The following is a 22162-nucleotide window of genomic DNA, read 5'->3' on the forward strand; positions in this document are numbered from 1 at the left end:
GGGAGCGAGCCTGCTCGCTCCCACATTAGATCAAACGCATGCGACCCAACGCGGTTGAGTCGTTGGGTCCGGGGTTAACGCATTATTGCGCCTTTTGCGGTTGTTGCGCTTTCCAGGCCTTGAACTCGGTCCATTCAGCGCGACGCTCAGCCTGTTTTTTCTGGATTTCGTCGAATTCTTTCTGTTGATCCGGTTTCAGCAAGGCGCGTACATCCGCTTCCGCTTTTTTGTGGTTCGCGGTCATCTCGTCTTTCATGGCTTTCTGGTCGGCTGGCGAGAGTTTCTCCAGGTACTTGTCGACCACTTGCTTACGTTCGTGCATTTGCTCGCCCATGATCTTGCGGATCTGCTCGCGCTGTTCGCGGCTCAGGTCCAGCTGGCTGTACGGGCCTTTGCCGTGCATGCCGTGCATCTGACCGCCGTGGCGCGAACCGTCCATCGAGCCATCCATCGGGCCTGCGCCTTCGGGCATGGCCATGGCAACGGTCGGCAGGGCGGCAGCGAACATCAGAGCGATAAGAGTCTTGCGCATGGTGTATCTCCTTGTCTCGTTCCCGGTACGTTCCGGATGAGTGCAGATTACGGAGATCAAGGTCAGCGGCGGTCAGCGGAGTGTAAGGCTTGGGTAAAGATGGTTTTCTATGTCCCTGACAAAACATCCCTGTAGGAGCCGGCTTGCTGGCGAAGGGGCCTTGAGGCCATCAAAAGCTTCGCTGGCAAGCCAGCTCCTACAGGGGGCGTGTTTCGTCAGAGGCTGTAGTAGTAACCGCGGCTGCGAAGGGCAACGATGCGCGGTCGGCCATCGGCGTGCGGGCCGATTTTTTTGCGCAGGTTGCTGACGTGCATGTCCAGGCTGCGGTCGTACAGGGTCAGCTTGCGGCCGAGGGCGATTTGCGCCAGTTCCTGCTTGTCCAGAGGCTCGCCGGGTTGCTTGAGCAAGGCTTCGAGCAGGCGACTTTCAGAGACGGTGAGGATGTATTCCTGTTGATCGATGCTGACCACGCCGCGCACCGGGCTGAAACACAGGTCGCCCAGTTCCATCTGGCTGGACACCGCCGCCGGATGGCTGCGGCGCAACACCGCACGCAGGCGGGCGGTCAGTTCCCGCGGATCGCAGGGTTTGGCCAGGTAATCGTCGGCGCCGAGTTCCAGGCCGAGGATGCGGTCCAGCGGTTCGCCCCGGGCCGAGAGCATCAGCACCGGCAGATCCGGATGATCGCTGCGCAATTGCTTGAGCAGTTCCAGGCCGCTGCCGTCGGGCAGCATCACATCCAGCACCACGGCCGCCGGGGAGGCCTCCGCCAGTGCACGCCGCGCACTCTGGCCGTCGTGACAGGCGCGAACCTGAAATCCTTCCTGGCTCAGCCAACTGCTCAGGAGCTCACACAGCTCCTGGTCATCATCAATCAGTAACAGCTCGCTCATGACTCACTCAATTTAGCCATTGTCGACGTTTTCGACTTGCCCCACTGGCGAAGATACCGCAGAGCAGAGCCAATAGCGCTACCCCGGCGCCGATCACGAACCATTGTTGCTGATCGGTCAACCAGCGTGGCACCGAACTGCCGGCCTGGGCTTCCTTGAGTTGCAGCTTCAGTCGCTGGTTCTCTTGGCGCAACCGGGCCAGCTGGGCGCTTTCGCGCTCGCCATCGGCATTCTGCAGTTGTTTGCTCAGTTCTTCCCGTTGCCGCTCGCTGTCTTTCAAGCGTTGCTGCAATTCATTGATCTGGCTGCCGGCGCTCAAGGACAGCGGCGTGGAATGACCTTCCTCGGCGCTTTCTTCACCGTGGGCGGGTGCCATGATCGACAACGTGACTAACATCAGACACAACGGACCTTTGCGCATCGCGACTCCTGATTCCAATACGAGTATTGGGCAAGTTGTCGGCCGGCAAACGAGAATAATGAGCGATTGAGAACGCGATGAACCAATAAGGTTCACCGCGTGGAGAGGTGTTACGGCAGGACTTGCTTGAACGGCTTGACCAGAACGTTGGCGTAGACGCCTGCGGCGATGTACGGATCTGCGTCGGCCCAGGCTTGTGCGGCGCTCAGGGAGTCGAACTCGGCGACGATCAGGCTGCCGGTGAAACCCGCAGCGCCTGGATCATTGCTGTCGATCGCCGGGTGTGGACCGGCCAAAACGATGCGACCTTCACCTTTGAGCGCTTGCAGGCGCTCAAGGTGTGCAGGCCGTGCGGCCAGGCGGGCTTCCAGGGAGTTGGCGACGTCTGTGGCAATGATTGCGTAAAGCATGTCAGTCCTCGGTTTTAGGCGTTGTGGTATCGGCATCATGCAGATGGCGGGACAGGTAGATGCCCTGGCCGACCAGGAACAGCAAAGTCATGCCCAGGCTGCCGAAGACTTTGAAGTCGACCCAGTAGCTCTGGAAGGTGAACGCGACAAACAGGTTGGCGGCACCGCAAAACAGGAAAAAACCGATCCAGGCGATGTTCAGGCGCGTCCAGACCGGCTCCGGCAGGGTCAGTGCATGGCCCATGATGCGCTTGATCAGCAGGCTGTCACCGATGAAGTGGCTGCCGATGAATGCCAGCGCGAACAGCCAGTTGACCACCGGGGCTTTCCATTTCAGGAACGTCTCGCTGTGGAAGGCCAGCGTCAGGCTACCGAAGACCAGGCAGGCGATCAGCGTCAGCCACTGGCTCTTCTCCAGCTTGCGCTGTTTGATGAACAGCGTGCCGTAAACCGCCAGCGAACTGATGATCAGCATGGCCGTGGCGCTGTAAATACCGCCTACAGTTACCTCATGACCGGCAATGTCGACGACCCGTGGATCGATTTTGAAGACGATGAAAAACAGCAGGAGCGGGATGAAATCGATGAATTGTTTCACAGTGGCAGCCAGAAGCAGGATGTGGCGGCATAATAACAAACATATGGGCGCGCGATAGCGCCAGCTGATTTGAGGTTACAAAGCCCTGTGAATGTTGATTTGCACTGCCATAGCACGGCCTCCGATGGCGCCCTGGCGCCTGCGGTTCTGGTTGCGCGTGCGTTCGAGAACGGCGTGCGAGTCCTGGCCCTGACCGATCACGACACCCTCGAAGGTCTCGCCGAGGCGCGCAGCGCTGCGGATGCGCTGGGGATGCAACTGGTCAACGGGGTCGAATTGTCCTGCACCTGGGGCGGCGCCACCATTCACGTGCTTGGCTATGGTTTCGACGTCAACGCCGCGCCGTTGGTCGAAGCGATCGCCAAATTGCACGATGGGCGCTGGCTGCGTTCCGAAGAGATCAGCCGAAAACTGGCGCTCAAAGGCATGCCGGGGGCGCTCGAAGGTGCCCGGTCGATACAGCAGGAGCTGGGCGACAGCGGCAACGCACCGGCCCGCCCGCACTTTGCCGACTGGATGGTCCGTGAAGGATTCGTCAAGGATCGCGCCGAAGCGTTTCGCAAATGGCTGGGCGCCGGCAAGCTGGGCGACGTCAAGCAACACTGGCCGACGCTGGAAGACACCGTCGAAACCCTGCGCGCGGCCAAGGCCTGGGTCAGTCTTGCTCACCCATGGCACTACGAATTCACTCGCAGCAAGCGCCGCCGCCTGATTGCCGACTATATTCAAGCAGGTGGCCACGCCATCGAAGTGGTCAATGGTTACCAGCCCGCCGAGCAAGTGGGCAGCCTGGCCATTCTGGCCCGTGAATTCGGTCTGCTGGTCAGCGCCGGCAGTGATTTTCATGGTCCGGGAGGCTGGTCAGAGATCGGTGAGTACCGCCCGCTCCCGGAGGATCTGCCGCCACTTTGGTGCCGATTCAAACATGACCCAGTTATTGCCGCCGTCTGAACAGGTAGAAAATGTGAGTCAATTTTTCCAGATTCATCCGGAAAACCCGCAAGCGCGCCTGATCAAACAGGCAGTCGAGATCATCCGCAGCGGCGGGGTGGTGGTTTATCCCACAGACTCGTCCTACGCCATTGGTTGCCAGATCGGCGACAAGGTTGCCGTCGAGCGCGTGCGCCGTTTGCGCGGGCTGGATGAAAAGCACAACTTCGCGCTGATTTGCTGCGATTTGTCGCAACTGGGGTTGTTTGCCAAGATCGATACCGGGACTTTCCGTCTGCTCAAGGCGCACCTGCCGGGGCCATACACCTTCATTCTCAACGCCACCCGCGAAGTGCCACGGTTGTTGCTGCACCCGAAAAAACGCACCATCGGCCTGCGTGTTCCGAGTCATCCGATTGCCCTGGCACTGCTGGAACAGCTGGGTGAGCCGCTGATGAGCGTGAGCTTGATCATGCCCGGCGAAACTGACCCGATGTCTGATCCCTATGAAATGCGCCAACTGCTCGAGCATCAGGTTGATCTGATCATCGACGGCGGTTTCGGCGGCATCAAGGCGTCCACCGTGATCAACCTCGCCGACGGCGAGCCTGAAGTCATCCGCGTTGGCTGCGGCGACCCTGCGCCTTTCATGGCCGAGGCGTAGATGTCGGCAGTAGAACCCGTCGACAGTCAGGCCGGCGCCCAGCAAGAACTGCCTTTCGCCATGGTCTATGGCCAGGCGGTCATGGAAATGCCGCTGGACCTGTACATCCCGCCGGATGCGCTGGAAGTCTTTCTCGAAGCCTTCGAAGGCCCGCTCGACCTGCTGCTGTACCTGATCCGCAAGCAGAACATCAACATCCTCGACATTCCGGTGGCGGAAATCACCCGCCAGTACATGGGCTATGTCGAGTTGATGCAGTCGGTGCGCCTGGAACTGGCGGCCGAGTACCTGGTGATGGCCGCGATGCTCGCCGAGATCAAGTCGCGAATGCTGCTGCCACGGGCTGAAACCGTCGAGGAGGAAGAAGACGACCCGCGCGCCGAACTGATCCGCCGCTTGCAGGAGTACGAACGCTTCAAGGCTGCCGCCGAAGGGATCGATGGCCTGAGCCGCGTCGGACGTGACGTGGTGGTACCGAAGCTGGATGCACCTGAAGCCCGGGCGCGCAAGCTGTTGCCGGACGTGCGTCTGTCCGAGTTGCTTTTGTCCATGGCCGAGGTTTTGCGCCGTGGCGACATGTTCGAAAGCCACCAGGTCAGCCGCGAAGCGCTGTCTACGCGCGAACGCATGAGCGATGTGCTGGAACGGCTCAAGGGCGGCGGTTTCGTGCCGTTTGTCGAACTGTTCACCGCTGAAGAGGGACGCTTGGGGGTGGTCGTGACGTTTATGGCGATTCTCGAACTGGTCAAGGAATCTTTGGTCGAGCTGGTGCAGAATGAGCCGTTCGCAGCGATCCACGTGCGGGCCCGAGCCGAATAACGAGTTGAATCATGAACCTGAGTGAACCCCGCGAGCTGGCGCCATTGCTTGAAGCCTTTCTGTTGGCCTCGGGAAAGCCGCAATCCCTGGAAAGCCTGTTCGAACTTTTTGAGGAAGGCGAGCGCCCTGAGCCGCCGGTGTTCAAGAAGGCCCTGACGATTCTGGCCAAGTCCTGCGACGGCCGCGCTTTCGAACTCAAGGAAGTGGCCTCGGGGTACCGCCTGCAAATTCGCGAAAAATTCTCGCCGTGGGTCGGGCGTCTGTGGGAAGAACGCCCGCAGCGTTATTCCCGGGCCATGCTCGAAACCATGGCGCTGATTGCCTATCGCCAGCCGATCACCCGGGGCGAGATCGAAGACGTGCGGGGCGTGGCGGTCAACAGCAACATCGTCAAGACCCTCATGGAGCGCGAGTGGATTCGGATCGTCGGTTACCGCGACGTGCCCGGCAAACCGGCGATGTTTGCCACCACCAAGGCCTTTCTCGATCACTTCAACCTGAAAAATCTCGACGACCTGCCGCCGCTGGCCGAACTGCGTGAACTGGAACCGGACCCGGTGCTCGATTTCGACGATGCCCCGGTGCCGGCCGCCCTGCAAGCGCTGGCCGATGCCAGCGCCGAGCCGGAGGAACCGAAGGAAGAGACCAGTTTCCATACGCTGCTTCTGGAGCTGGACACCATGGAGGAGGGGATCAAGACCGATTTCGACGATTTGTTGCGTGATGGTGTGTCGCCTGAGTTCGATTCGGAGCAGTCGGATGTCGAACCAGACGTCGAAGCGGCGCAGCCCGAGCCCGAGCCCGAGCCTGAAACTGAAACTGAACCGGAGCAGGAAGACGATATCCTCGGCGTCGCACAAGCCCGGGAAAAACTCCTGGCCGCCGTCGCCGCCCTCGAGCCGCCGAAACCCGAGCCTGAACTGTCGGACGAAGAGGCCGAAGCCCAGGCATTGGCCGAAGCCATCGAAGCCGAACGCCGCGAATTCGAAGACTGACCACCATCCCGTAGGAGCCGGCTTGCTGGCGATGGCATCACCGCGGTCCTTCAGATACACCGCGTTGGCCGCATCGCCAGCAAGCCGGCTCCTACAAAAGCTCGCGATCACCGGTCGGCGGAAAAGCAAATAACCTTGCCTTGATCAGCTAGTCTCTGATGCGCAAACGCCCGCATGCGCGTATGATTCGCGACCCTTCGGCGATCCCATCGCCAAGAACTCAGATTTACATCGCTTCAGGCAACGCCTGAACAGACCACACCGGGAGGTGCCCAGATGAGTATCAAAGACCAGAAAGACGACCAGGAAATCGGCCCAGCAGGCGAAAAGCTGCAGAAAGTCCTCGCCCGTATCGGCATCGGCTCGCGCCGTGACGTGGAAGCCTGGATCAGCCACGGCCGCATCAAGGTCAACGGCAAAGACGCCACCCTTGGCCAGCGTGTCGACATGCACGACGCCATCACCATCGATGGCAAGGTGATCAAGCGCGAAGAGGCTTCCGAGTCGGTCCGCCGCGTGATCATGTACAACAAGCCCGATGGCGAGATCTGCACCCGTGTCGACCCGGAAGGTCGCCCGACCGTGTTCGACAAGATGCCAAAGCCGAAAGAAGGCCGCTGGATCAACATCGGTCGTCTGGACATCAACACCACCGGTTTGCTGATGTTCACCACCGACGGTGAGCTGGCCAACCGCCTGATGCACCCTTCCTACGAGATGGACCGTGAATACGCGGTACGTGTGCGTGGCGAAGTCGATGACGAGATGATCGAGCGCCTGAAGGCTGGCGTGGTCCTTGAAGATGGTCCGGCCAAGTTCACCGACATCAAGCAAGCGCCAGGCGGTGAAGGTTTCAACCACTGGTATCACTGCGTGGTGATGGAAGGTCGCAACCGCGAAGTTCGTCGTCTGTGGGAATCCCAGGGCCTGGTGGTCAGCCGTCTGAAGCGCGTGCGTTTCGGTCCGGTGTTCCTCAACTCCGACCTGCCGATGGGCCGCTGGCGCGAAATGAGCCAGTACGAAGTTGATGTTCTGAGTGCCGAAGTCGGCCTGACGCCGGTCGCGATGCCGCAGATGAACGCCAAGAGCAAAGACAAACTGGACCGGATGCAGCGTAAATCGTCACGTCCGATGGCCAAGACCGAGCGCGTTCGTACCCTGCGTCCGGCTGCTGCCGTACCCGGTGCACCCGCCGCTCCGCGTGCCAGCCGCGAACCGAAGATCGAAGGCGAGCGTCCAGGTCGCAAGCCAGCCGCCCGTCAGGACGGTGAGCGCGGTCCACGCACGCCGCGTCCGGCCAATGGCCGTACCGAGCGCGGCGAAGGTCGTGGCACGCCGGTGGCCGATCGTCCGGTCGACACCAAGCGCCCGGCCAAGCCTGCACCGAAAAAGCGTCCTGGCATCAGCCTGGTCGACAGCGACAAACCGTCGGGCAAGCGCCGTGGCGCTCCGGCGGGTTCGGGTCAGCGTCCTGGCTTTGGTCGTCGCAAGCCTGAGTAATCGGTCAGCGCTTCATAAAAAACGCCAACCTTCGGGTTGGCGTTTTTTTTGGTCTGGTTTTAGCCATGAAGTGTTTTCAATGGCCTCTTCGCGGGCAAAGCGGCAACACCATACTCTCCCGAATGGAAACCCGATGTTACGGTCTGTAAAGAAATCCTGACAAATCCCACGGATTCACCCTGTGGATTCGACACTTCCTGGATGCCGTAAGAAAACGCTTACACATCAGCCCCTCCCGGTTAGCTTCCAGCCCTCTGGCCCGCTTGTTTCACCACTCCAGTCAGGGTGTCATGCGCGCCATGCCTGTCGTGCAGGTGCATAACAAAAAGGAGGCGCAATGATCGCCGCAATCCATTTTCAGTTCTCCGCGAGGGGCGATTTTACTGCCGTCCCCGTCTTTGATCCGCAAGGGTCCGACCCCGTATTTGCAGCCGCCCGAGCCTCTCGTCGCGGACACAGGCAATCCCGGCCATAGACACGCTTGTCCAGCGAGTCTGGCAGCAGGGGGTTACAGGTGTACAATGCGCCGCGTTTTACCTGTGACCTCCTGCGCATCTGCGCAAACCTCAAGGCTATCCGCCTTGTTCACTCCGCTGCGCCACAAGCGTGTCGGGTTCGATTTCGTCACAGATAAAAACAAACAGGTGACGCATGACCGTAGTAAATACGCTGAACTCCTGGTGCCTGCGCTGGGGTTTGATCGGTGCCGCTTAATGTCTTTGCTGAGCAGCAACGTTTACTGAACATCATCAAACCTTGCGTGAGACCCTTTTCATGAGTGGACAAAACTCGCATTCAGGCGAGCTGAAACGCGGCCTGAAGAATCGCCACATTCAACTGATCGCCCTCGGTGGCGCGATCGGTACCGGTTTGTTCCTCGGCTCGGCCGGGGTACTGAAATCTGCCGGTCCGTCGATGATCCTCGGCTATGCCATCTGCGGCTTCATTGCCTTCATGATCATGCGCCAACTGGGCGAAATGATCGTCGAAGAGCCAGTGGCCGGTTCCTTCAGCCATTTCGCGCACAAGTACTGGGGCGGCTTTGCCGGTTTCCTGTCGGGCTGGAACTGCTGGATCCTGTACATTCTGGTGGGCATGTCCGAGCTGACGGCTGTCGGCAAATACATCCACTACTGGGCGCCGGACATCCCGACCTGGGCCTCCGCTGCCGCCTTCTTCGTGCTGATCAATGCGATCAACCTGGCCAACGTCAAAGTCTTTGGCGAAGCCGAGTTCTGGTTCGCGATCATCAAGGTCGTTGCCATCGTCGGCATGATTGCCCTGGGCAGCTACTTGCTGGTCAGCGGCAACGGCGGCCCGCAAGCGGCGGTGAGCAACCTGTGGACCCACGGCGGTTTCTTCCCGAACGGCGTGAGTGGTCTGGTGATGGCCATGGCGATCATCATGTTCTCCTTCGGTGGTCTGGAAATGCTCGGTTTCACCGCGGCTGAAGCCGACAAGCCGAAAACCGTGATCCCGAAAGCCATCAACCAGGTGATCTACCGGATCCTGATTTTCTACATCGGCGCACTGGTCATTCTGCTGTCGTTGACGCCGTGGGACAGCCTGCTGGCTACCCTGAACGCGTCCGGTGATTCCTACAGCGGCAGCCCGTTCGTACAAGTGTTCTCGATGCTCGGCAGCAGCACCGCCGCGCACATCCTCAACTTCGTGGTCCTGACTGCGGCGTTGTCGGTGTACAACAGCGGCACCTACTGCAACAGCCGTATGCTGTTGGGCATGGCCGAACAGGGCGACGCGCCGAAAGGCCTGGCGAAGATCGACAAGCGCGGCGTGCCGGTGCGTTCGATCCTGGCTTCGGCGGCCGTGACGCTGATCGCAGTGTTGTTGAACTACTTGATCCCGCACAGCGCGCTGGAACTGCTGATGTCGCTGGTGGTGGCTACCCTGGTGATCAACTGGGCGATGATCAGCTACTCACATTTCAAGTTCCGCCAGCACATGAACAAAACCAAACAGACGCCGCTGTTCAAGGCCTTGTGGTACCCGTACGGGAACTACGTTTGCCTGGCGTTCGTGGTGTTCATTCTGGGCGTGATGCTGCTGATTCCGGGGATTCAGGTCTCGGTGTACGCGATTCCGCTGTGGGTCGTGTTCATGTGGGTCTGCTACGGCATCAAGAACAAGCGCAGTGCTCAGCACGCGTTGCAGGCAGCAGTGAAGTAACACTGACGCAGAATCAACCAACCCGGCCAAGTGCCGGGTTTGTTTTGGGCGCTGCAAAACCTGTAGGAGCTGGCTTGCCAGCGATGACGGCGTCACGTTCACCATCGTCATCGCTGGCAAGCCAGCTCCTACAAAAGGTGGGCCGAAAATAGGGGGGATTCGCGGTATCCTGCACGCTCTGAATACGGACGCTTTTCCATGCTGGTAATTTCCAACAACGTGCATCTGCCGGATGCCGAGATCGAGTTGACCGCCATTCGTGCCCAGGGCGCCGGTGGTCAGAACGTCAACAAGGTCTCCAGTGCCGTGCACCTGCGCTTCGATATTCCGGCCTCGTCCTTGCCCGACTTCTACAAAGAGCGGCTGCTGGCACTGCGCGACAGTCGCATCACCAGCGACGGCGTGTTGATCATCAAGGCCCAGCAATACCGGACGCAGGAACAGAACCGGGCCGATGCGCTGGAGCGTTTGGTCGAGCTGATCCTCAGCGCCACCAAGGTGGAAAAGAAACGCCGTCCGACCAAACCAACCCTGGGCTCCAAGACGCGTCGGCTTGAATCCAAGAGCAAGCGCGGCAACATCAAGGCCGGTCGCGGCAAGGTGGATTTCTAAGGCGCGTCCCGCGATTCACGCAGCTTCGGTGCCTGCCGGTACAAATAGAGACTCAGCATCAATCCGCTCAAAGCGGCAAGGGCGGCAAACAGGAAGATCGAAGCAAATCCGAAACCTGCGGCAATCGCACCGGCCAACGGCCCGGTGATCCCCAGCGACAAATCGATGAACAGCGAGTAAGCCCCCACTGCCGCACCACGACTGGACGCCGGTACCAGATTGACCGCTTCCACCCCCAGCGCCGGGAACACCAGCGAAAAGCCGAACCCGCTCAACGCTGCACCCGCCAAGGCCCAATGCGCATCCGGTGCCAGCCATAGCAGCAGCAATCCCAGGGTCTCCACCGACAGGCAGGCAATCGCCACGCGAAAGCCGCCGAGGCGGTTGATCAGGTTGCCGAACAGCAAGCGCGCGCCAATGAAGCTGACGCCGAACAGGCTCAGGCACAGCACTGCGTTGTCCCAGTGCTGGGTGGCGTAATACAGCGTGATGAAGGTGGCGATGGTGCCGAAACCGATTGAGCCCAGCGCCAGCCCGCAGCCATGGGGCAGCACGCGACCGAGCACATGCATGAACGGCAAACGTTCACCGGCAACGATCGGCGCGGCGGTTTTCGGCCAGGCCAGCAACAGGCCAATGACGGCCAGCAGCACAATGCTCACGCCCATGCTCCACAAGCCCAACCGACTGACCAGCCACACGCCGAGCGGCGCGCCGACCGCCAATGCGCCGTAACTGGCGATGCCATTCCAGGAAATAACCTTGGCGGTATTCGCCGCGCCAACCCGGCCGATACCCCAGCCAATCGAACCGGAACCGACCAGACTTTCCGAGCTGCCGAGTATCAAACGGCCGATCAACAGGCTGATCAAGCTGAGCATCGGCAGGCTTTGCGTCCACGCCGACATCAACATGAACACACCGCTCAAGCCGCATCCGGCCAGGCCATACATCACCGCGAGTTTGCTGCCTTTGTTGTCGATGATTTTCCCGGCATACGGGCGGCTGAGCAGGGTGGCCAGGTATTGCACGCTGATCACCAACCCGGCGATCACGGTGCCGAAGCCCAGGTCGTTGTGGACGTAACCCGGCAATACGGCCAAGGGGATGCCGATATTCAGGTAGCCGATAAAGGTAAACAGGACGATGGATACAACTTGCAGCGTGACCGTCAGGGGGCGCTGTTTTTCAGACATGGGTAAAGGTCCACGGTAAAGCAGGATAGATAGGCTGCTTATGATAGCGGCGAGGCCGCTCGTGGGCCGGGGAAAAATGAAACTATTTGCCGGGTGGTTTTACTTGGGCTTGGCGGGCGCAACCAGGTGCGTGGTGACCAGGGCGGCCAACGCGTTTTCTTCGGTGCCAAATCGGGCGAGTAAAGCGGCTTGTTTCTCGGGGGAGAGGCGATTCCAGATCTCGATCATTTTCTCGGCGGTGCCGATCAGGGCACTGGCCTGGGCTTCGCTAAATTCATCGGTCATGGACAGGGTCTCGTTTCAGGCAGTGTGGAAAGCGCATGTTAGCGCTTTCCACACGGTCTGTACGGCGGGTATTTCAGTCTTCGCTGTCAGCTTGGCAGCTGTCAGTGCCATCTTTCGGCTCGGGCTGTTGGGCACCGGCTTGTCGCGTGGTCGTCTGCTCAGGTTCGTGCAGGCTTGGGAAGGGGAGATTAGGAATCTCGTGCATAGTCGCGCTCCTCGCTAAGTCTGTTGATAGATCTGGTAGATCCGCGCTTTTACAAAGCCTGGGCAGGATACAGCAACAGAAATGACAAACAGACTGTTATATCCATTTGTTTCGATAAGCGGGGTTGTCTAGACAGGTCTGGAAGGGCAACGAGAATCCATTGTGGCGAGGGAGCTTGCTCCCGCTGGGCCGCGGAGCGGCCCCATGAGAATACAAGGAGTTCTTTCAGTGAGAACTCGTTTGCAGTTCAAGCGACCGCTGCGCGCTCGAGCGGGAGCAAGCTCCCTCGCCACAGGGTGTTCGGCATATCACTTTGTTACTGGCAAACCTTGGCAATCGCCTCGGCCAGCAGATCCAGGCGCGTGGCATCAATCCCTGCGACGTTGGCCCGGCCCGAACTGACCATGTACACGCTGTGGTTGTCCCGCAGATTCTTCACTTGCACAGGCGACAGGCCGGTGTAGGAAAACATCCCGCGCTGCGCGCCAATGTGCGCAAAGCGTTCGCGCAAACCATGTGGCTCCAGCGCTTCCACCAGGCCGCTGCGCAGCTGGGCAATGCGCAAGCGCATGCTTTCCACTTCGTCGGCCCAGAGGCTTTTCAGCTCCGGATCGCCGAGGATCGTCGCCACGACGGCAGCACCATGATCCGGCGGCGTCGACCACAAATTGCGGGCGATGTTGGCCAGTTGGCTGCGAATGTCGGTGAGCTTGTCGGCGCTTTTCGCACAGACAATCAGCGCACCCGTTCGGTCGCGGTACAGGCCGAAGTTCTTCGAGCAGGAACTGGTGATCAGCACTTCCGGCAACTCGGCGGCGAACAGTCGAGTCGACCAGGCATCCTGCTCCAGGCCATCGCCAAAACCTTGGTAGGCGAAGTCGATCAGTGGCAGCAGTTCGCGTTTGCGAACAACCTCCAGCACCCGGCGCCAATCGTCATGGGACAAGTCGAAACCGGTCGGGTTGTGGCAGCAGGCGTGCAGCAACACCACGTCGCCCTTGGGCGCTTCATTGAGCGCCGCGAGCATCCCTTCAACGTCGAGTCGGTTGTCGCTGCCCACGTATGGGTAATGACTGACCTTGACGTTGGCGGCCGCGAAAATGGTTTCGTGGATCGGCCAGGTCGGATTGCTCAGCCAGACGCCACGGCCCGGCAGGCACTGGGCGATGAAGTCCGCGCTCAGGCGCAGCGCCCCGGTGCCGCCCGGTGTCTGGGTGGCGCCAGCACGTTGCTCAGTGAGCAACGTCGAGTCGACACCCAGCACCAGCTCATTGATCGCCTTGCCGAACGCCGGCTCGCCATGACCACCGATGTAGGTCTTGGTGGTCTGACGCTCGACCAGACGCGCCTCGGCCAGTTTCACTGACTGAGGAATCGGCGTCAGGCCCTGGGCGTCTTTGTAGACACCCACGCCAAGGTCGAACTTGCGCGGGTTCGGGTCCTGCGCGTAGGCCTCCATCAGGCCCAGGATTGGGTCGCCGGGCACACGGTCGATGGCGTCGAAGTGCATTACTTGCGGCCCTCGGCGTCCTTGGCAACGATGTCAGTGCGCGCGGCCATGATGAAGTCGTTGCGGTGCAGGCCCTTGATCGAGTGGCTCCACCAGGTCACGGTGACTTTGCCCCACTCGGTCAGCAAGCCTGGGTGGTGACCTTCAGCCTCGGAGATTTCACCGACAGCGTTGGTGAATGCCAGGGCGTGCTTGAAGTTTTTGAACAGGAAGACTTTTTCCAGCTGCATGATGCCGTCGCGGACTTCGATGTTCCAATCCGGGATTTGCTTGATCAGGATCGGCAATTCTTCGTCGCTGACTTGTGGAGCATCGGCGCGGCAGGCTTCGCAATGGGCTTGGGTGAGTGCGGTCATGATGTGTTCCTGAAATCGAATGTTGGGAAATCGGAGCCCTCAGTGCCACCACGCTAATCCAAAGCGATGGTTTCTGACAGGCTCACTTGATTCTAAAAGCGGCGGATCACGCGGCTTTTGGTTTTGGCGGAAACTTCGGTGCGTGCAGACCCATCTGCATCGCTTGCTTGACCATGCCCATGATGTCTTCGTGAGCGAGGTCGAACAGGCGCTTGAGATTGGGCAGCGCGAAGTACAGCGGTTGCAGGATGTCGATGCGGTAAGGCGTGCGCATGCATTCCAGCGGATCGAACGCCTGATGCTCAGGCTCGTCCGACAGGCAATACACGGTCTCTTTCGGCGAGGACAGAATGCCGCCACCGTAGATGCGTTGGCCTTGCGGGGTGTCGACCAGGCCGAACTCGATGGTCATCCAGTACAGGCGCGCCAGGTACACGCGTTCTTCCTTGGTCGCTTGCAGGCCGAGTTTGCCGTAGGTGTGGGTGAATTCGGCGAACCACGGGTTGGTCAGCAGCGGGCAGTGGCCGAAAATCTCGTGGAAAATGTCCGGCTCTTGCAGGTAATCCAGCTCTTCGCGGGTACGAATAAAGGTAGCCACTGGAAACTGCTTGCTGGCGAGCAATTCGAAAAAGGTCTGGAAAGGGATGAGCGCCGGTACGCGGGCGACCTGCCAGCCGGTGGTTTCACCGAGGACTTTATTGATCTCGCCCAGTTGGGGAATGCGGTCGTGGGGCAGACCGAGTTTCTCGATACCGTCCAGGTATTCCTGGCACGCACGCCCTTCGATCACTTTCAGTTGGCGAGTGATCAGCGTGTTCCACACCGCGTGTTCTTCGGCGGGGTAGTCGATAAAACCTTGCGCATCGGGCTCACGAGCCACGTATTGCGTCTGCTTCATGCTGCTCTCCTGCTAGGGGATTCGTTCTTGTTATGTGCTGCTATGGACTTAGAAATACCCCAAGGATTGCGTCGTTGCAGCAGGCAGTCCGCGAACTGTGTGGGAAAACTCCTCAAATATAGTAAAGTTTTCGTTACGTATCGGCCGTCATCGCGCAGATGTTGAGATTGGCGGCTGGGAAAAGCCCTACATCTGTAACATAATCTTGACGACTATCTGAGCGCCCCGACAGAAAAATGCTTGCCTGGGACCTTTGTAGGAGCCGGCTTGCTGGCGATAGCGTCCTTGAGGGTGTCATCGCCAGCAAGCCGGCGCCTACAGGTTCAATGCCACCCCTTTCATCCAGATCCAGGTCTTTTATATGCGTATCAAAGTCCACTGCCAGAACCGCATCGGCATCCTGCGCGACATTCTCAACCTGCTGGTGGAATACGGGGTCAACGTGGCCCGCGGTGAAGTGGGCGGCGAGCATGGCAACGCCATCTACCTGCATTGCCCGAACCTGATCAACATTCAGTTCCAGGCGCTGCGCCCGAAGTTCGAGTCAATTGCCGGGGTATTTGGCGTCAAGCGTGTAGGGCTGATGCCCAGCGAGCGTCGGCACATGGAACTCAATGCGCTGCTCGGTGCGCTGGAGTTTCCAGTGCTGTCGATCGACATGGGCGGTTCGATCGTCGCGGCCAACCGTGCAGCGGCGCAGCTGTTGGGCGTGCGCGTCGATGAGGTGCCGGGCATTCCACTGTCGCGCTACGCCGAAGACTTCGACTTGCCGGAACTGGTGCGTGCCAACAAATCGCGGATCAACGGGCTGCGGGTCAAGGTCAAGGGCGACGTGTTTCTGGCCGACATCGCGCCACTGCAATCAGAGCACGACGACAGCGAAGCCATGGCCGGCGCAGTGCTGACGCTGCACCGTGCCGACCGGGTGGGCGAGCGTATCTACAACGTGCGTAAGCAGGAATTGCGAGGCTTCGACAGCATCTTTCAAAGTTCGAAAGTAATGGCCGCCGTGGTCCGAGAAGCTAGGCGCATGGCGCCGCTGGATGCGCCGCTGTTGATCGAGGGCGAAACCGGCACCGGCAAAGAATTGCTGGCGCGGGCCTGCCATCTGGCCAGCCCCCGTGGGCAATCGCCGTTGATGGCGCTCAACTGCGCCGGCCTGCCCGAGTCGATGGCCGAGACCGAACTGTTTGGCTACGGCCCCGGCGCTTTCGAAGGTGCGCGGGCCGAGGGCAAGCTCGGGCTGCTGGAGCTGACGGCGGGCGGTACGTTGTTTCTCGACGGCGTCGGGGAAATGAGCCCGCGCTTGCAGGTGAAGTTGCTGCGCTTCCTGCAGGACGGTTGCTTCCGGCGTGTAGGCAGCGACGAAGAAGTTTATCTGGATGTGCGGGTGATCTGCGCGACCCAGGTCGATTTGTCCGAACTGTGTGCCCGTGGCGAATTCCGTCAGGACCTGTACCACCGCTTGAACGTGCTGTCGCTGCACATCCCGCCGCTACGCGAATGCCTCGACGGGTTGACGCCTCTGGTGGAGCACTTCCTCGATCAGGCCAGCCGGCAGATCGGTTGTCCATTGCCAAAACTCGCGCCAGCCGCCATGGAGCGGCTCAGTCACTACCATTGGCCGGGCAACGTCCGGCAACTGGAAAACGTGTTGTTCCAGGCGGTTTCCCTGTGCGAGGGCGGGACGGTCAAGGCTGAACATATTCGTCTGCCGGATTACGGCGTGCGTCAGCCATTGGGCGATTTCTCGCTCGAGGGCGGGTTAGACGAAATTGTTGGGCGTTTTGAAAAAGCGGTGCTGGAACGGCTTTATTCGGAACATGCCAGCAGTCGATTACTGGGCAAGCGCCTGGGTGTTTCTCATACAACGATTGCCAACAAGTTGCGTGAATATGAAATAGGGAAGCTTGCTTAAATAAGAATACTTATTGAATGCCAATATTTAACCAGCGCCTTGGTTTCGTATTTAAGGCGCTGGAACCACCGTTGTTGATCCAAATCATGGAACTTATTGCGTAAGCCAGCTAGGCTCCTTTGACAGTTTGACAGTTTGACAGTTTGACAGTTTGACAGTTTGACAGTTTGACAGTTTGGCAGGAGCGCTAACCATGCCATCAACGGATGACTCTACCCAGCGGGTTCGTAAAGAAACGCGCCTGTTCTATTTCCTGATCATTGTTCTGTTTCCACTGTTATCGGTGGCGATAGTCGGTGGTTACGGTTTTTTTATCTGGTTTCTGCAAATGCTCCTCGGTCCGCCAGGCCCCCCCAACTGATCGACATCCATCTCTAACTCAGCAGGGAGTACGGGTCGTGGAAAAGACGCTGCACATTGCCAGTCTGGTAGTACATGCCCGTCCCGCCTTGTTCGAGGCGGTCAAAGCCAACCTGCGGTTGCTCACGGGCGTTGAACTTCATCAGGAAAGCCCCGCCGGCAAGTTAGTGGTTGTGCTGGAAACCGATCACGAAAGCCAGATTCTTCAGCGAATCGATCAGATCAATCGCTTGCCAGGCGTGCTCAATGCCGCCCTGGTTTATCACGAGATTCTCGATGTGACGGGAGAAAGCACATGCCTATGACTCGGCGAGAGTTTGTCAAAGCCCAAGCGGCCGGAATCGCGGCAGCGGCTGCGGGTCTCCCGGTGTTTACCTCGGCCAGTAACCTGATTACCGAACAAGACATGGTTTCCCTGAACTGGAACAAGGCGCCCTGTCGTTTTTGCGGTACCGGTTGCAGCGTCATGGTGGCGACCAAGGACAACAAGGTGGTGGCAACTCACGGCGATGTAAAAGCCGAGGTCAACCGCGGGTTGAACTGTGTCAAAGGCTACTTTTTATCCAAGATCATGTACGGCGTTGATCGTCTGACGCAGCCGCTGTTGCGCATGACCAATGGGCAATATGACAAACAAGGCGAGTTTCATCCGGTGTCCTGGGAACAGGCATTCGATGTCATGGAGTTGAAGTACAAAGAGGCGCTGAAGAACAAGGGCGGGGAATCCGTCGCCATGTTCGGCTCCGGGCAGTGGACGATCTGGGAAGGGTACGCGGCCAACAAATTGATGAAAGCGGGATTCCGCTCGAACAACATCGACCCCAATGCACGCCATTGCATGGCATCGGCGGTCATGGGGTTCATGCGCACGTTCGGTATCGACGAGCCGATGGGCTGTTACGACGATATCGAAGTCACCGATGCGTTCGTCCTGTGGGGTTCAAACATGGCGGAAATGCACCCGATTCTTTGGAGTCGGGTGACTGATCGCCGTTTAAGCCAGCCGGATGTGAAAGTGGCCGTGCTCTCCACGTTTGAACATCGCAGTTTTGAACTGGCTGACATTCCGATGGTGTTCAAGCCACAGACTGACTTGCTGATTCTCAACTACATCGCCAACCACATCATTGAAAGCGGTTCGGTCAACAAAGACTTCGTCAGCAAACACACCAAGTTCGCCAAAGGCACCGATGACATCGGCTACGGTTTGCGTTCCGACAATCCGCTGGAGATGAAGGCCAAGAATGCCGACAAGGCGAATACCTGGACCGACATCGACTTCGAGCAGTTCGCCGCGTTCGTCAAACCCTACACCCTGGAGCGCACCGCGAAGGAAACCGGGGTGCCGGCCGAGCGCCTCAAGGCATTGGCCGAGCTGTACGCCGACCCCAAGCGCAAGGTGGTTTCGTTCTGGACCATGGGCTTCAACCAGCACACCCGAGGTGTGTGGGCCAACAACCTGATCTACAACATCCACCTGCTGACCGGGAAAATCAGCGAGCCGGGCAACAGTCCGTTCTCCCTGACGGGCCAGCCTTCGGCCTGCGGTACGGCGCGAGAAGTGGGCACGTTCTCCCATCGCTTGCCGGCCGACCTGGTGGTGACCAATCCGAAGCACCGCGCCACCGCAGAAAAAATCTGGAAACTGCCGGCGGGAACCATCAAGGAAAAGGTCGGGTTCCACGCCGTGCAGCAGAGCCGCATGCTCAAGGACGGCGTGCTCAATGTGTATTGGACGATGGCCAGCAACAACATGCAGGCCGGGCCCAACATCATGCAGGAAGTGTTGCCGGGGTGGCGCAATCCCGAGAACTTCGTGGTGGTGTCGGATGTGTATCCCACCGTCTCGGCGCAGGCCGCGGATCTGATTTTGCCCACGGCGATGTGGGTCGAGAAAGAGGGCGCTTACGGCAACGCGGAGCGGCGTACGCAGTTCTGGCATCAACTGGTTTCGGCGCCGGGAGATGCCAAGTCGGACCTCTGGCAATTGGTCGAATTTTCCAAGCGTTTTACAACCGACGAAGTCTGGCCGGCGGAACTGTTGGAGAGTTCACCGCAGTACAAGGGCAAGACCCTGTATGAGGTGCTGTTCAAGAATGGTCAGGTCGATCAATTCCCCGCTGATCAACTGGCTGAGGGCTATCAGAACGACGAGGCCAAGGCTTTCGGTTTCTACCTGCAAAAAGGCCTGTTCGAAGAATATGCCCAGTTCGGCCGTGGACATGGTCATGACCTGGCGCCCTTTGATCGTTATCACTCCGAGCGCGGTTTGCGCTGGCCCGTCGTCGAAGGCAAGGAAACGCTGTGGCGCTTTCGCGAGGGTTATGACCCCTATGTCGAGAAGGGCAGTGGCGTGCAGTTCTACGGCTATCCCGACAAGAAAGCGATCATCTTCGCGCTGCCTTACGAGCCGCCTGCGGAAGCCCCGGACGCGGACTTCCCGTTCTGGTTGAGTACCGGGCGGGTGCTTGAGCATTGGCACACGGGGACCATGACCCAGCGTGTCGAAGAACTCTATAAAGCAGTGCCCGATGCGCTGGTCTACATGCACCCGGCCGATGCCAAGGCGTTGAATGCGCGGCGTGGCAGCGAAGTGAAACTCATCAGCCGACGCGGCGAGATGCGTGCCCGGATTGAAACCCGAGGGCGCAACAAACCGCCTCAAGGTTTGGTGTTCGTGCCGTTTTTCGATGCCAACAGGCTGATCAACAAAGTCACGCTGGATGCGACGGACCCCATCTCCAAGCAGACCGATTACAAAAAATGCGCGATCAGGATTGAGTTGATCAAGACGGCATAAGGAGCGCTTTCATGAATTATCGTTCGCTGTCCCTGCTTGCCGCTCTGCTGGTGTGGGTGCCCTTGGCATTTGCGGCAGAGCCCGGTTACCCACTGGATGCGCCTGCACCGGATGGTCGTCGGGTCGGCGGGACCTTGACTCAGGAGCTGCCCGCTCCACCCATCGCGGAAGACGAGAACAAGGACCTCAAGCGTGAACGTAATTATCCCGAGCAACCGCCGACCATTCCCCACAGCATTCGCGGGTATGGCATCGACATGAACAGCAACAAGTGCCTGACCTGCCACAGTCGCGGCAACAGTGCGCGCACCCAGGCGCCGATGATCAGCATCACGCACTACATGGACCGTGACGGCCAGGCGTTGGCGGCGGTGTCGCCGCGCCGGTACTTCTGCAACCAGTGTCATGTGCCGCAGAAAGATGTGAAGCCACTGGTGAACAACAGCTTCAAGAACATCGATCAGGTGTTGCAAGACGAAATCAACCGTCAGCCGAAACCTTGAGGAGAGGCCATGAAATCTTTGCTTGCCTTGCTCAAGGATTATTGGAGCGTACTGCGTCGGCCCAGCGTGCATTACAGCCTGGGCTTTCTGACGCTCGGCGGGTTTATCGCCGGGGTGATTTTCTGGGGTGGGTTCAACACCGCGCTGGAAGCGACCAACACCGAGAAGTTCTGCACGTCCTGCCATGAAATGCGCGACAACGTGTTTGTCGAATTGCAGGAAACCATTCACTACTCCAACCGCTCGGGCGTACGCGCCACGTGCCCGGACTGCCACGTCCCCCACGAGTGGACGCACAAGATCGCACGCAAGATGCAGGCTTCCAAGGAAGTCTGGGGCAAGCTGTTCGGAACGATCAGCACCCGGGACAAGTTCCTGGGCATGCGCCGGGAGCTGGCCGAACACGAGTGGGCGCGGCTCAAGGCCAACGATTCCCGAGAGTGTCGCAACTGTCACAACTTCGAGTTCATGGACTTCACCCGCCAGGGCAAGCGCGCCGCCAATATGCACTCCACTTCATTGGCCAGCGGCCAGGCGACCTGCATCGACTGCCATAAAGGCATTGCCCACAAACTGCCCGACATGAGCGGTGTGAAAGGCTGGTAGCCGGGTTTTCCCGGCGTTGCCGCCAAGCGGCATAAGCGCGCCGGTTTTTCGTCTTCGATACATTGTTCAATTCCCCTCTGATGAGCCTCAAGCCCCGTGTTTAAAGGGGGTTTGAGCCGCTGCGCGCAAGTTGGTCTGCAAATTGCTACAACCAGCGCAACACAGCGGTGGGCGGCAACCGTCCGGCATGCAGAGGAAAGATTGTGGACAAGTACCTTTATGTGGCAATGACCGGCGCCAGCCAGAATGCACTGGCGCAAAAGGCGCATGCCAACAACCTCGCGAACATCTCCACCAACGGCTTCCAGAAAGACCTGGAACAGGCGCGTTCGATGCCGGTGTTCGGTGACAGCTTTCCGGCGCGTGCGTTTGCCTTGTCCGAACGCCCGGCCACCGATTTCTCCCCTGGTTCGCTGGTAGAAACCGGCCGCGACCTCGACGTTGCCGTGCAAGGCGATGGCTGGATTGCCGTACAGAATCCTGACGGCGGCGAAAGCTACGTGCGCACCGGCAGCCTGAACATTGACGCGCTGGGCGTGCTGCGTGCCGGCAACGGCATGCCGGTGATGGGCAATGGCGGGCCGATTGCCGTGCCGCCCGAGCAGCAGATCGAAGTGGGCGAGGACGGCACCATCAGTATTCGCGCGATGGGCGAAGGTCCTCGCGTGATGGCCGAAGTCGACCGCATCAAGCTGGTCAATCCGGACTTCAAGAACATGACCAAAGGCCTGGACGGTTCGATCCACACCAGGGACGGGCAGCCGGCGCAAGCCGATGCCAACGTCAAACTGGTGTCCGGGTTCCTCGAATCGAGCAACGTCAATGCCGTGGAAGAGATGACCTCGGTGCTGGCGCTGGCCAAGCAGTTCGAACTGCACATCAAGATGATGAACACCGCCAAAGACGATGACCAGGCCATGGCTCGGGTCTTGCAGATCAGCTAATTACCAGAACGTCGCGCCGT

The 22162-nt window shown here is 59.4% G+C and carries 24 protein-coding genes; 14 read left to right on the forward strand and 10 right to left on the reverse strand.

The features are described 5' to 3' along the window. Positions 1 to 82 precede the first annotated feature (82 nt). The 5 genes from CKW19_RS17550 to CKW19_RS17570 form a co-directional block, all read right to left on the reverse strand. Positions 83 to 532 carry an LTXXQ domain protein gene (locus tag CKW19_RS17550; protein WP_095058980.1) on the reverse strand — a complete coding sequence of 150 codons (450 nt, stop codon included), beginning with the start codon at positions 530 to 532 and terminating at the stop codon, positions 83 to 85. A 215-nt stretch (positions 533 to 747) separates the two neighbouring features. Continuing rightward, positions 748 to 1425 (reverse strand): response regulator transcription factor, encoded by a 678-nt coding sequence (locus CKW19_RS17555; RefSeq protein WP_095058981.1) that lies wholly within the window; start codon positions 1423 to 1425, stop codon positions 748 to 750. Positions 1426 to 1432: 7 nt separating this feature from the next. Then, positions 1433 to 1846 carry a translation initiation factor 2 gene (locus CKW19_RS17560; RefSeq protein ID WP_095058982.1) on the reverse strand — a complete coding sequence of 138 codons (414 nt, stop codon included), beginning with the start codon at positions 1844 to 1846 and terminating at the stop codon, positions 1433 to 1435. A 110-nt stretch (positions 1847 to 1956) separates the two neighbouring features. Beyond that, positions 1957 to 2256, reverse strand: coding sequence for a YciI family protein (locus tag CKW19_RS17565; protein ID WP_053156484.1), 300 nt, complete (start codon positions 2254 to 2256; stop codon positions 1957 to 1959). Position 2257: 1 nt separating this feature from the next. Next, a complete protein-coding gene (locus tag CKW19_RS17570) occupies positions 2258 to 2854 on the reverse strand; it encodes a septation protein A (RefSeq protein WP_095058983.1) in 597 nt (198 codons plus the stop codon). A gap of 87 nt (positions 2855 to 2941) precedes the next feature. Here CKW19_RS17570 and CKW19_RS17575 point away from each other — a divergent pair, with 87 nt between their 5' ends. From CKW19_RS17575 to arfB, 7 genes are all read left to right on the forward strand, one after another. Next, positions 2942 to 3805: a PHP domain-containing protein gene (locus CKW19_RS17575; RefSeq protein WP_095058984.1), complete on the forward strand. Its 864-nt coding sequence runs from the start codon at positions 2942 to 2944 to the stop codon at positions 3803 to 3805. A 13-nt stretch (positions 3806 to 3818) separates the two neighbouring features. Beyond that, positions 3819 to 4448, forward strand: coding sequence for an L-threonylcarbamoyladenylate synthase (locus CKW19_RS17580; RefSeq protein WP_095059054.1), 630 nt, complete (start codon positions 3819 to 3821; stop codon positions 4446 to 4448). Positions 4449 to 4568: 120 nt separating this feature from the next. After that, the gene (locus tag CKW19_RS17585; RefSeq protein WP_177408826.1) at positions 4569 to 5267 is read left to right on the forward strand and encodes a ScpA family protein; all 699 of its coding nucleotides are present in this window, start codon (positions 4569 to 4571) and stop codon (positions 5265 to 5267) included. 11 nt (positions 5268 to 5278) lie between these two features. Then, positions 5279 to 6262: an SMC-Scp complex subunit ScpB gene (gene scpB / locus CKW19_RS17590; RefSeq protein ID WP_095058986.1), complete on the forward strand. Its 984-nt coding sequence runs from the start codon at positions 5279 to 5281 to the stop codon at positions 6260 to 6262. 276 nt (positions 6263 to 6538) lie between these two features. Then, positions 6539 to 7762 carry a 23S rRNA pseudouridine(2605) synthase RluB gene (rluB, locus tag CKW19_RS17595; RefSeq protein ID WP_095058987.1) on the forward strand — a complete coding sequence of 408 codons (1224 nt, stop codon included), beginning with the start codon at positions 6539 to 6541 and terminating at the stop codon, positions 7760 to 7762. A gap of 774 nt (positions 7763 to 8536) precedes the next feature. Beyond that, the gene (locus tag CKW19_RS17600; protein ID WP_095058988.1) at positions 8537 to 9949 is read left to right on the forward strand and encodes an amino acid permease; all 1413 of its coding nucleotides are present in this window, start codon (positions 8537 to 8539) and stop codon (positions 9947 to 9949) included. Between the two features lie 198 nt (positions 9950 to 10147). After that, positions 10148 to 10561, forward strand: a complete 414-nt coding sequence (arfB, locus tag CKW19_RS17605; RefSeq protein WP_095058989.1) for an alternative ribosome rescue aminoacyl-tRNA hydrolase ArfB — start codon at positions 10148 to 10150, stop codon at positions 10559 to 10561. On the opposite strand, the gene CKW19_RS17610 is transcribed toward arfB, so the two are convergent. The 5 genes from CKW19_RS17610 to phhA form a co-directional block, all read right to left on the reverse strand. Next, positions 10558 to 11757 (reverse strand): MFS transporter, encoded by a 1200-nt coding sequence (locus tag CKW19_RS17610; protein ID WP_095058990.1) that lies wholly within the window; start codon positions 11755 to 11757, stop codon positions 10558 to 10560. The two genes, arfB and CKW19_RS17610, sit on opposite strands and share 4 nt — an antisense overlap. Positions 11758 to 11856: 99 nt before the next feature. Continuing rightward, complete coding sequence (locus CKW19_RS17615; protein ID WP_095058991.1) at positions 11857 to 12042, reverse strand: hypothetical protein; 186 nt, start codon at positions 12040 to 12042, stop codon at positions 11857 to 11859. 521 nt (positions 12043 to 12563) lie between these two features. Then, positions 12564 to 13757, reverse strand: coding sequence for an amino acid aminotransferase (locus CKW19_RS17620; protein WP_095058992.1), 1194 nt, complete (start codon positions 13755 to 13757; stop codon positions 12564 to 12566). After that, positions 13757 to 14113: a 4a-hydroxytetrahydrobiopterin dehydratase gene (locus tag CKW19_RS17625; RefSeq protein ID WP_095058993.1), complete on the reverse strand. Its 357-nt coding sequence runs from the start codon at positions 14111 to 14113 to the stop codon at positions 13757 to 13759. The genes CKW19_RS17620 and CKW19_RS17625 overlap by 1 nt, the downstream gene beginning before the upstream one ends. A 106-nt stretch (positions 14114 to 14219) precedes the next feature. Next, positions 14220 to 15011: a phenylalanine 4-monooxygenase gene (gene phhA / locus CKW19_RS17630; protein ID WP_056853041.1), complete on the reverse strand. Its 792-nt coding sequence runs from the start codon at positions 15009 to 15011 to the stop codon at positions 14220 to 14222. A gap of 361 nt (positions 15012 to 15372) precedes the next feature. On the opposite strand from phhA, the gene CKW19_RS17635 reads away from it, so the two are divergent. The 7 genes from CKW19_RS17635 (at position 15373) to CKW19_RS17665 (ending at position 22142) form a co-directional block, all read left to right on the forward strand. Further along, positions 15373 to 16929 (forward strand): sigma-54-dependent transcriptional regulator, encoded by a 1557-nt coding sequence (locus tag CKW19_RS17635; protein WP_095058994.1) that lies wholly within the window; start codon positions 15373 to 15375, stop codon positions 16927 to 16929. Positions 16930 to 17122: 193 nt separating this feature from the next. Beyond that, the gene (locus CKW19_RS17640) at positions 17123 to 17290 is read left to right on the forward strand and encodes a periplasmic nitrate reductase, NapE protein (RefSeq protein WP_095058995.1); all 168 of its coding nucleotides are present in this window, start codon (positions 17123 to 17125) and stop codon (positions 17288 to 17290) included. Positions 17291 to 17327: 37 nt separating this feature from the next. Further along, a complete protein-coding gene (locus CKW19_RS17645) occupies positions 17328 to 17594 on the forward strand; it encodes a chaperone NapD (RefSeq protein ID WP_095058996.1) in 267 nt (88 codons plus the stop codon). Further along, the gene (napA, locus tag CKW19_RS17650; protein ID WP_095058997.1) at positions 17585 to 20089 is read left to right on the forward strand and encodes a nitrate reductase catalytic subunit NapA; all 2505 of its coding nucleotides are present in this window, start codon (positions 17585 to 17587) and stop codon (positions 20087 to 20089) included. Before CKW19_RS17645 ends, napA begins: the two co-directional genes overlap by 10 nt. A gap of 11 nt (positions 20090 to 20100) precedes the next feature. Next, positions 20101 to 20592: a nitrate reductase cytochrome c-type subunit gene (locus CKW19_RS17655; protein WP_095058998.1), complete on the forward strand. Its 492-nt coding sequence runs from the start codon at positions 20101 to 20103 to the stop codon at positions 20590 to 20592. Positions 20593 to 20601: 9 nt separating this feature from the next. Beyond that, a complete protein-coding gene (locus tag CKW19_RS17660) occupies positions 20602 to 21198 on the forward strand; it encodes a cytochrome c3 family protein (protein WP_095058999.1) in 597 nt (198 codons plus the stop codon). 203 nt (positions 21199 to 21401) lie between these two features. Then, positions 21402 to 22142, forward strand: a complete 741-nt coding sequence (locus CKW19_RS17665) for a flagellar basal body rod protein FlgF (protein ID WP_095059000.1) — start codon at positions 21402 to 21404, stop codon at positions 22140 to 22142. Positions 22143 to 22162: the final 20 nt, after the last annotated feature.

Source organism: Pseudomonas sp. Irchel s3f7 (assembly GCF_900187615.1).
Lineage (GTDB): Bacteria > Pseudomonadota > Gammaproteobacteria > Pseudomonadales > Pseudomonadaceae > Aquipseudomonas.

What these genes read in the sequence shown, in the direction of transcription:
- CKW19_RS17550 (WP_095058980.1), bottom strand. Translation starts at nt 532, where the DNA reads ATGCGCAAGACTCTTATCGCTCTGATGTTCGCTGCCGCCCTGCCGACC.
- CKW19_RS17555 (WP_095058981.1), bottom strand. Translation starts at nt 1,425, where the DNA reads ATGAGCGAGCTGTTACTGATTGATGATGACCAGGAGCTGTGTGAGCTC.
- CKW19_RS17560 (WP_095058982.1), bottom strand. Translation starts at nt 1,846, where the DNA reads ATGCGCAAAGGTCCGTTGTGTCTGATGTTAGTCACGTTGTCGATCATG.
- CKW19_RS17565 (WP_053156484.1), bottom strand. Translation starts at nt 2,256, where the DNA reads ATGCTTTACGCAATCATTGCCACAGACGTCGCCAACTCCCTGGAAGCC.
- scpB (WP_095058986.1), top strand. Translation starts at nt 5,279, where the DNA reads ATGAACCTGAGTGAACCCCGCGAGCTGGCGCCATTGCTTGAAGCCTTT.
- rluB (WP_095058987.1), top strand. Translation starts at nt 6,539, where the DNA reads ATGAGTATCAAAGACCAGAAAGACGACCAGGAAATCGGCCCAGCAGGC.
- CKW19_RS17600 (WP_095058988.1), top strand. Translation starts at nt 8,537, where the DNA reads ATGAGTGGACAAAACTCGCATTCAGGCGAGCTGAAACGCGGCCTGAAG.
- arfB (WP_095058989.1), top strand. Translation starts at nt 10,148, where the DNA reads ATGCTGGTAATTTCCAACAACGTGCATCTGCCGGATGCCGAGATCGAG.
- CKW19_RS17610 (WP_095058990.1), bottom strand. Translation starts at nt 11,757, where the DNA reads ATGTCTGAAAAACAGCGCCCCCTGACGGTCACGCTGCAAGTTGTATCC.
- CKW19_RS17615 (WP_095058991.1), bottom strand. Translation starts at nt 12,042, where the DNA reads ATGACCGATGAATTTAGCGAAGCCCAGGCCAGTGCCCTGATCGGCACC.
- CKW19_RS17620 (WP_095058992.1), bottom strand. Translation starts at nt 13,757, where the DNA reads ATGCACTTCGACGCCATCGACCGTGTGCCCGGCGACCCAATCCTGGGC.
- CKW19_RS17625 (WP_095058993.1), bottom strand. Translation starts at nt 14,113, where the DNA reads ATGACCGCACTCACCCAAGCCCATTGCGAAGCCTGCCGCGCCGATGCT.
- phhA (WP_056853041.1), bottom strand. Translation starts at nt 15,011, where the DNA reads ATGAAGCAGACGCAATACGTGGCTCGTGAGCCCGATGCGCAAGGTTTT.
- CKW19_RS17635 (WP_095058994.1), top strand. Translation starts at nt 15,373, where the DNA reads ATGCGTATCAAAGTCCACTGCCAGAACCGCATCGGCATCCTGCGCGAC.
- CKW19_RS17640 (WP_095058995.1), top strand. Translation starts at nt 17,123, where the DNA reads ATGCCATCAACGGATGACTCTACCCAGCGGGTTCGTAAAGAAACGCGC.
- napA (WP_095058997.1), top strand. Translation starts at nt 17,585, where the DNA reads ATGCCTATGACTCGGCGAGAGTTTGTCAAAGCCCAAGCGGCCGGAATC.
- CKW19_RS17655 (WP_095058998.1), top strand. Translation starts at nt 20,101, where the DNA reads ATGAATTATCGTTCGCTGTCCCTGCTTGCCGCTCTGCTGGTGTGGGTG.
- CKW19_RS17660 (WP_095058999.1), top strand. Translation starts at nt 20,602, where the DNA reads ATGAAATCTTTGCTTGCCTTGCTCAAGGATTATTGGAGCGTACTGCGT.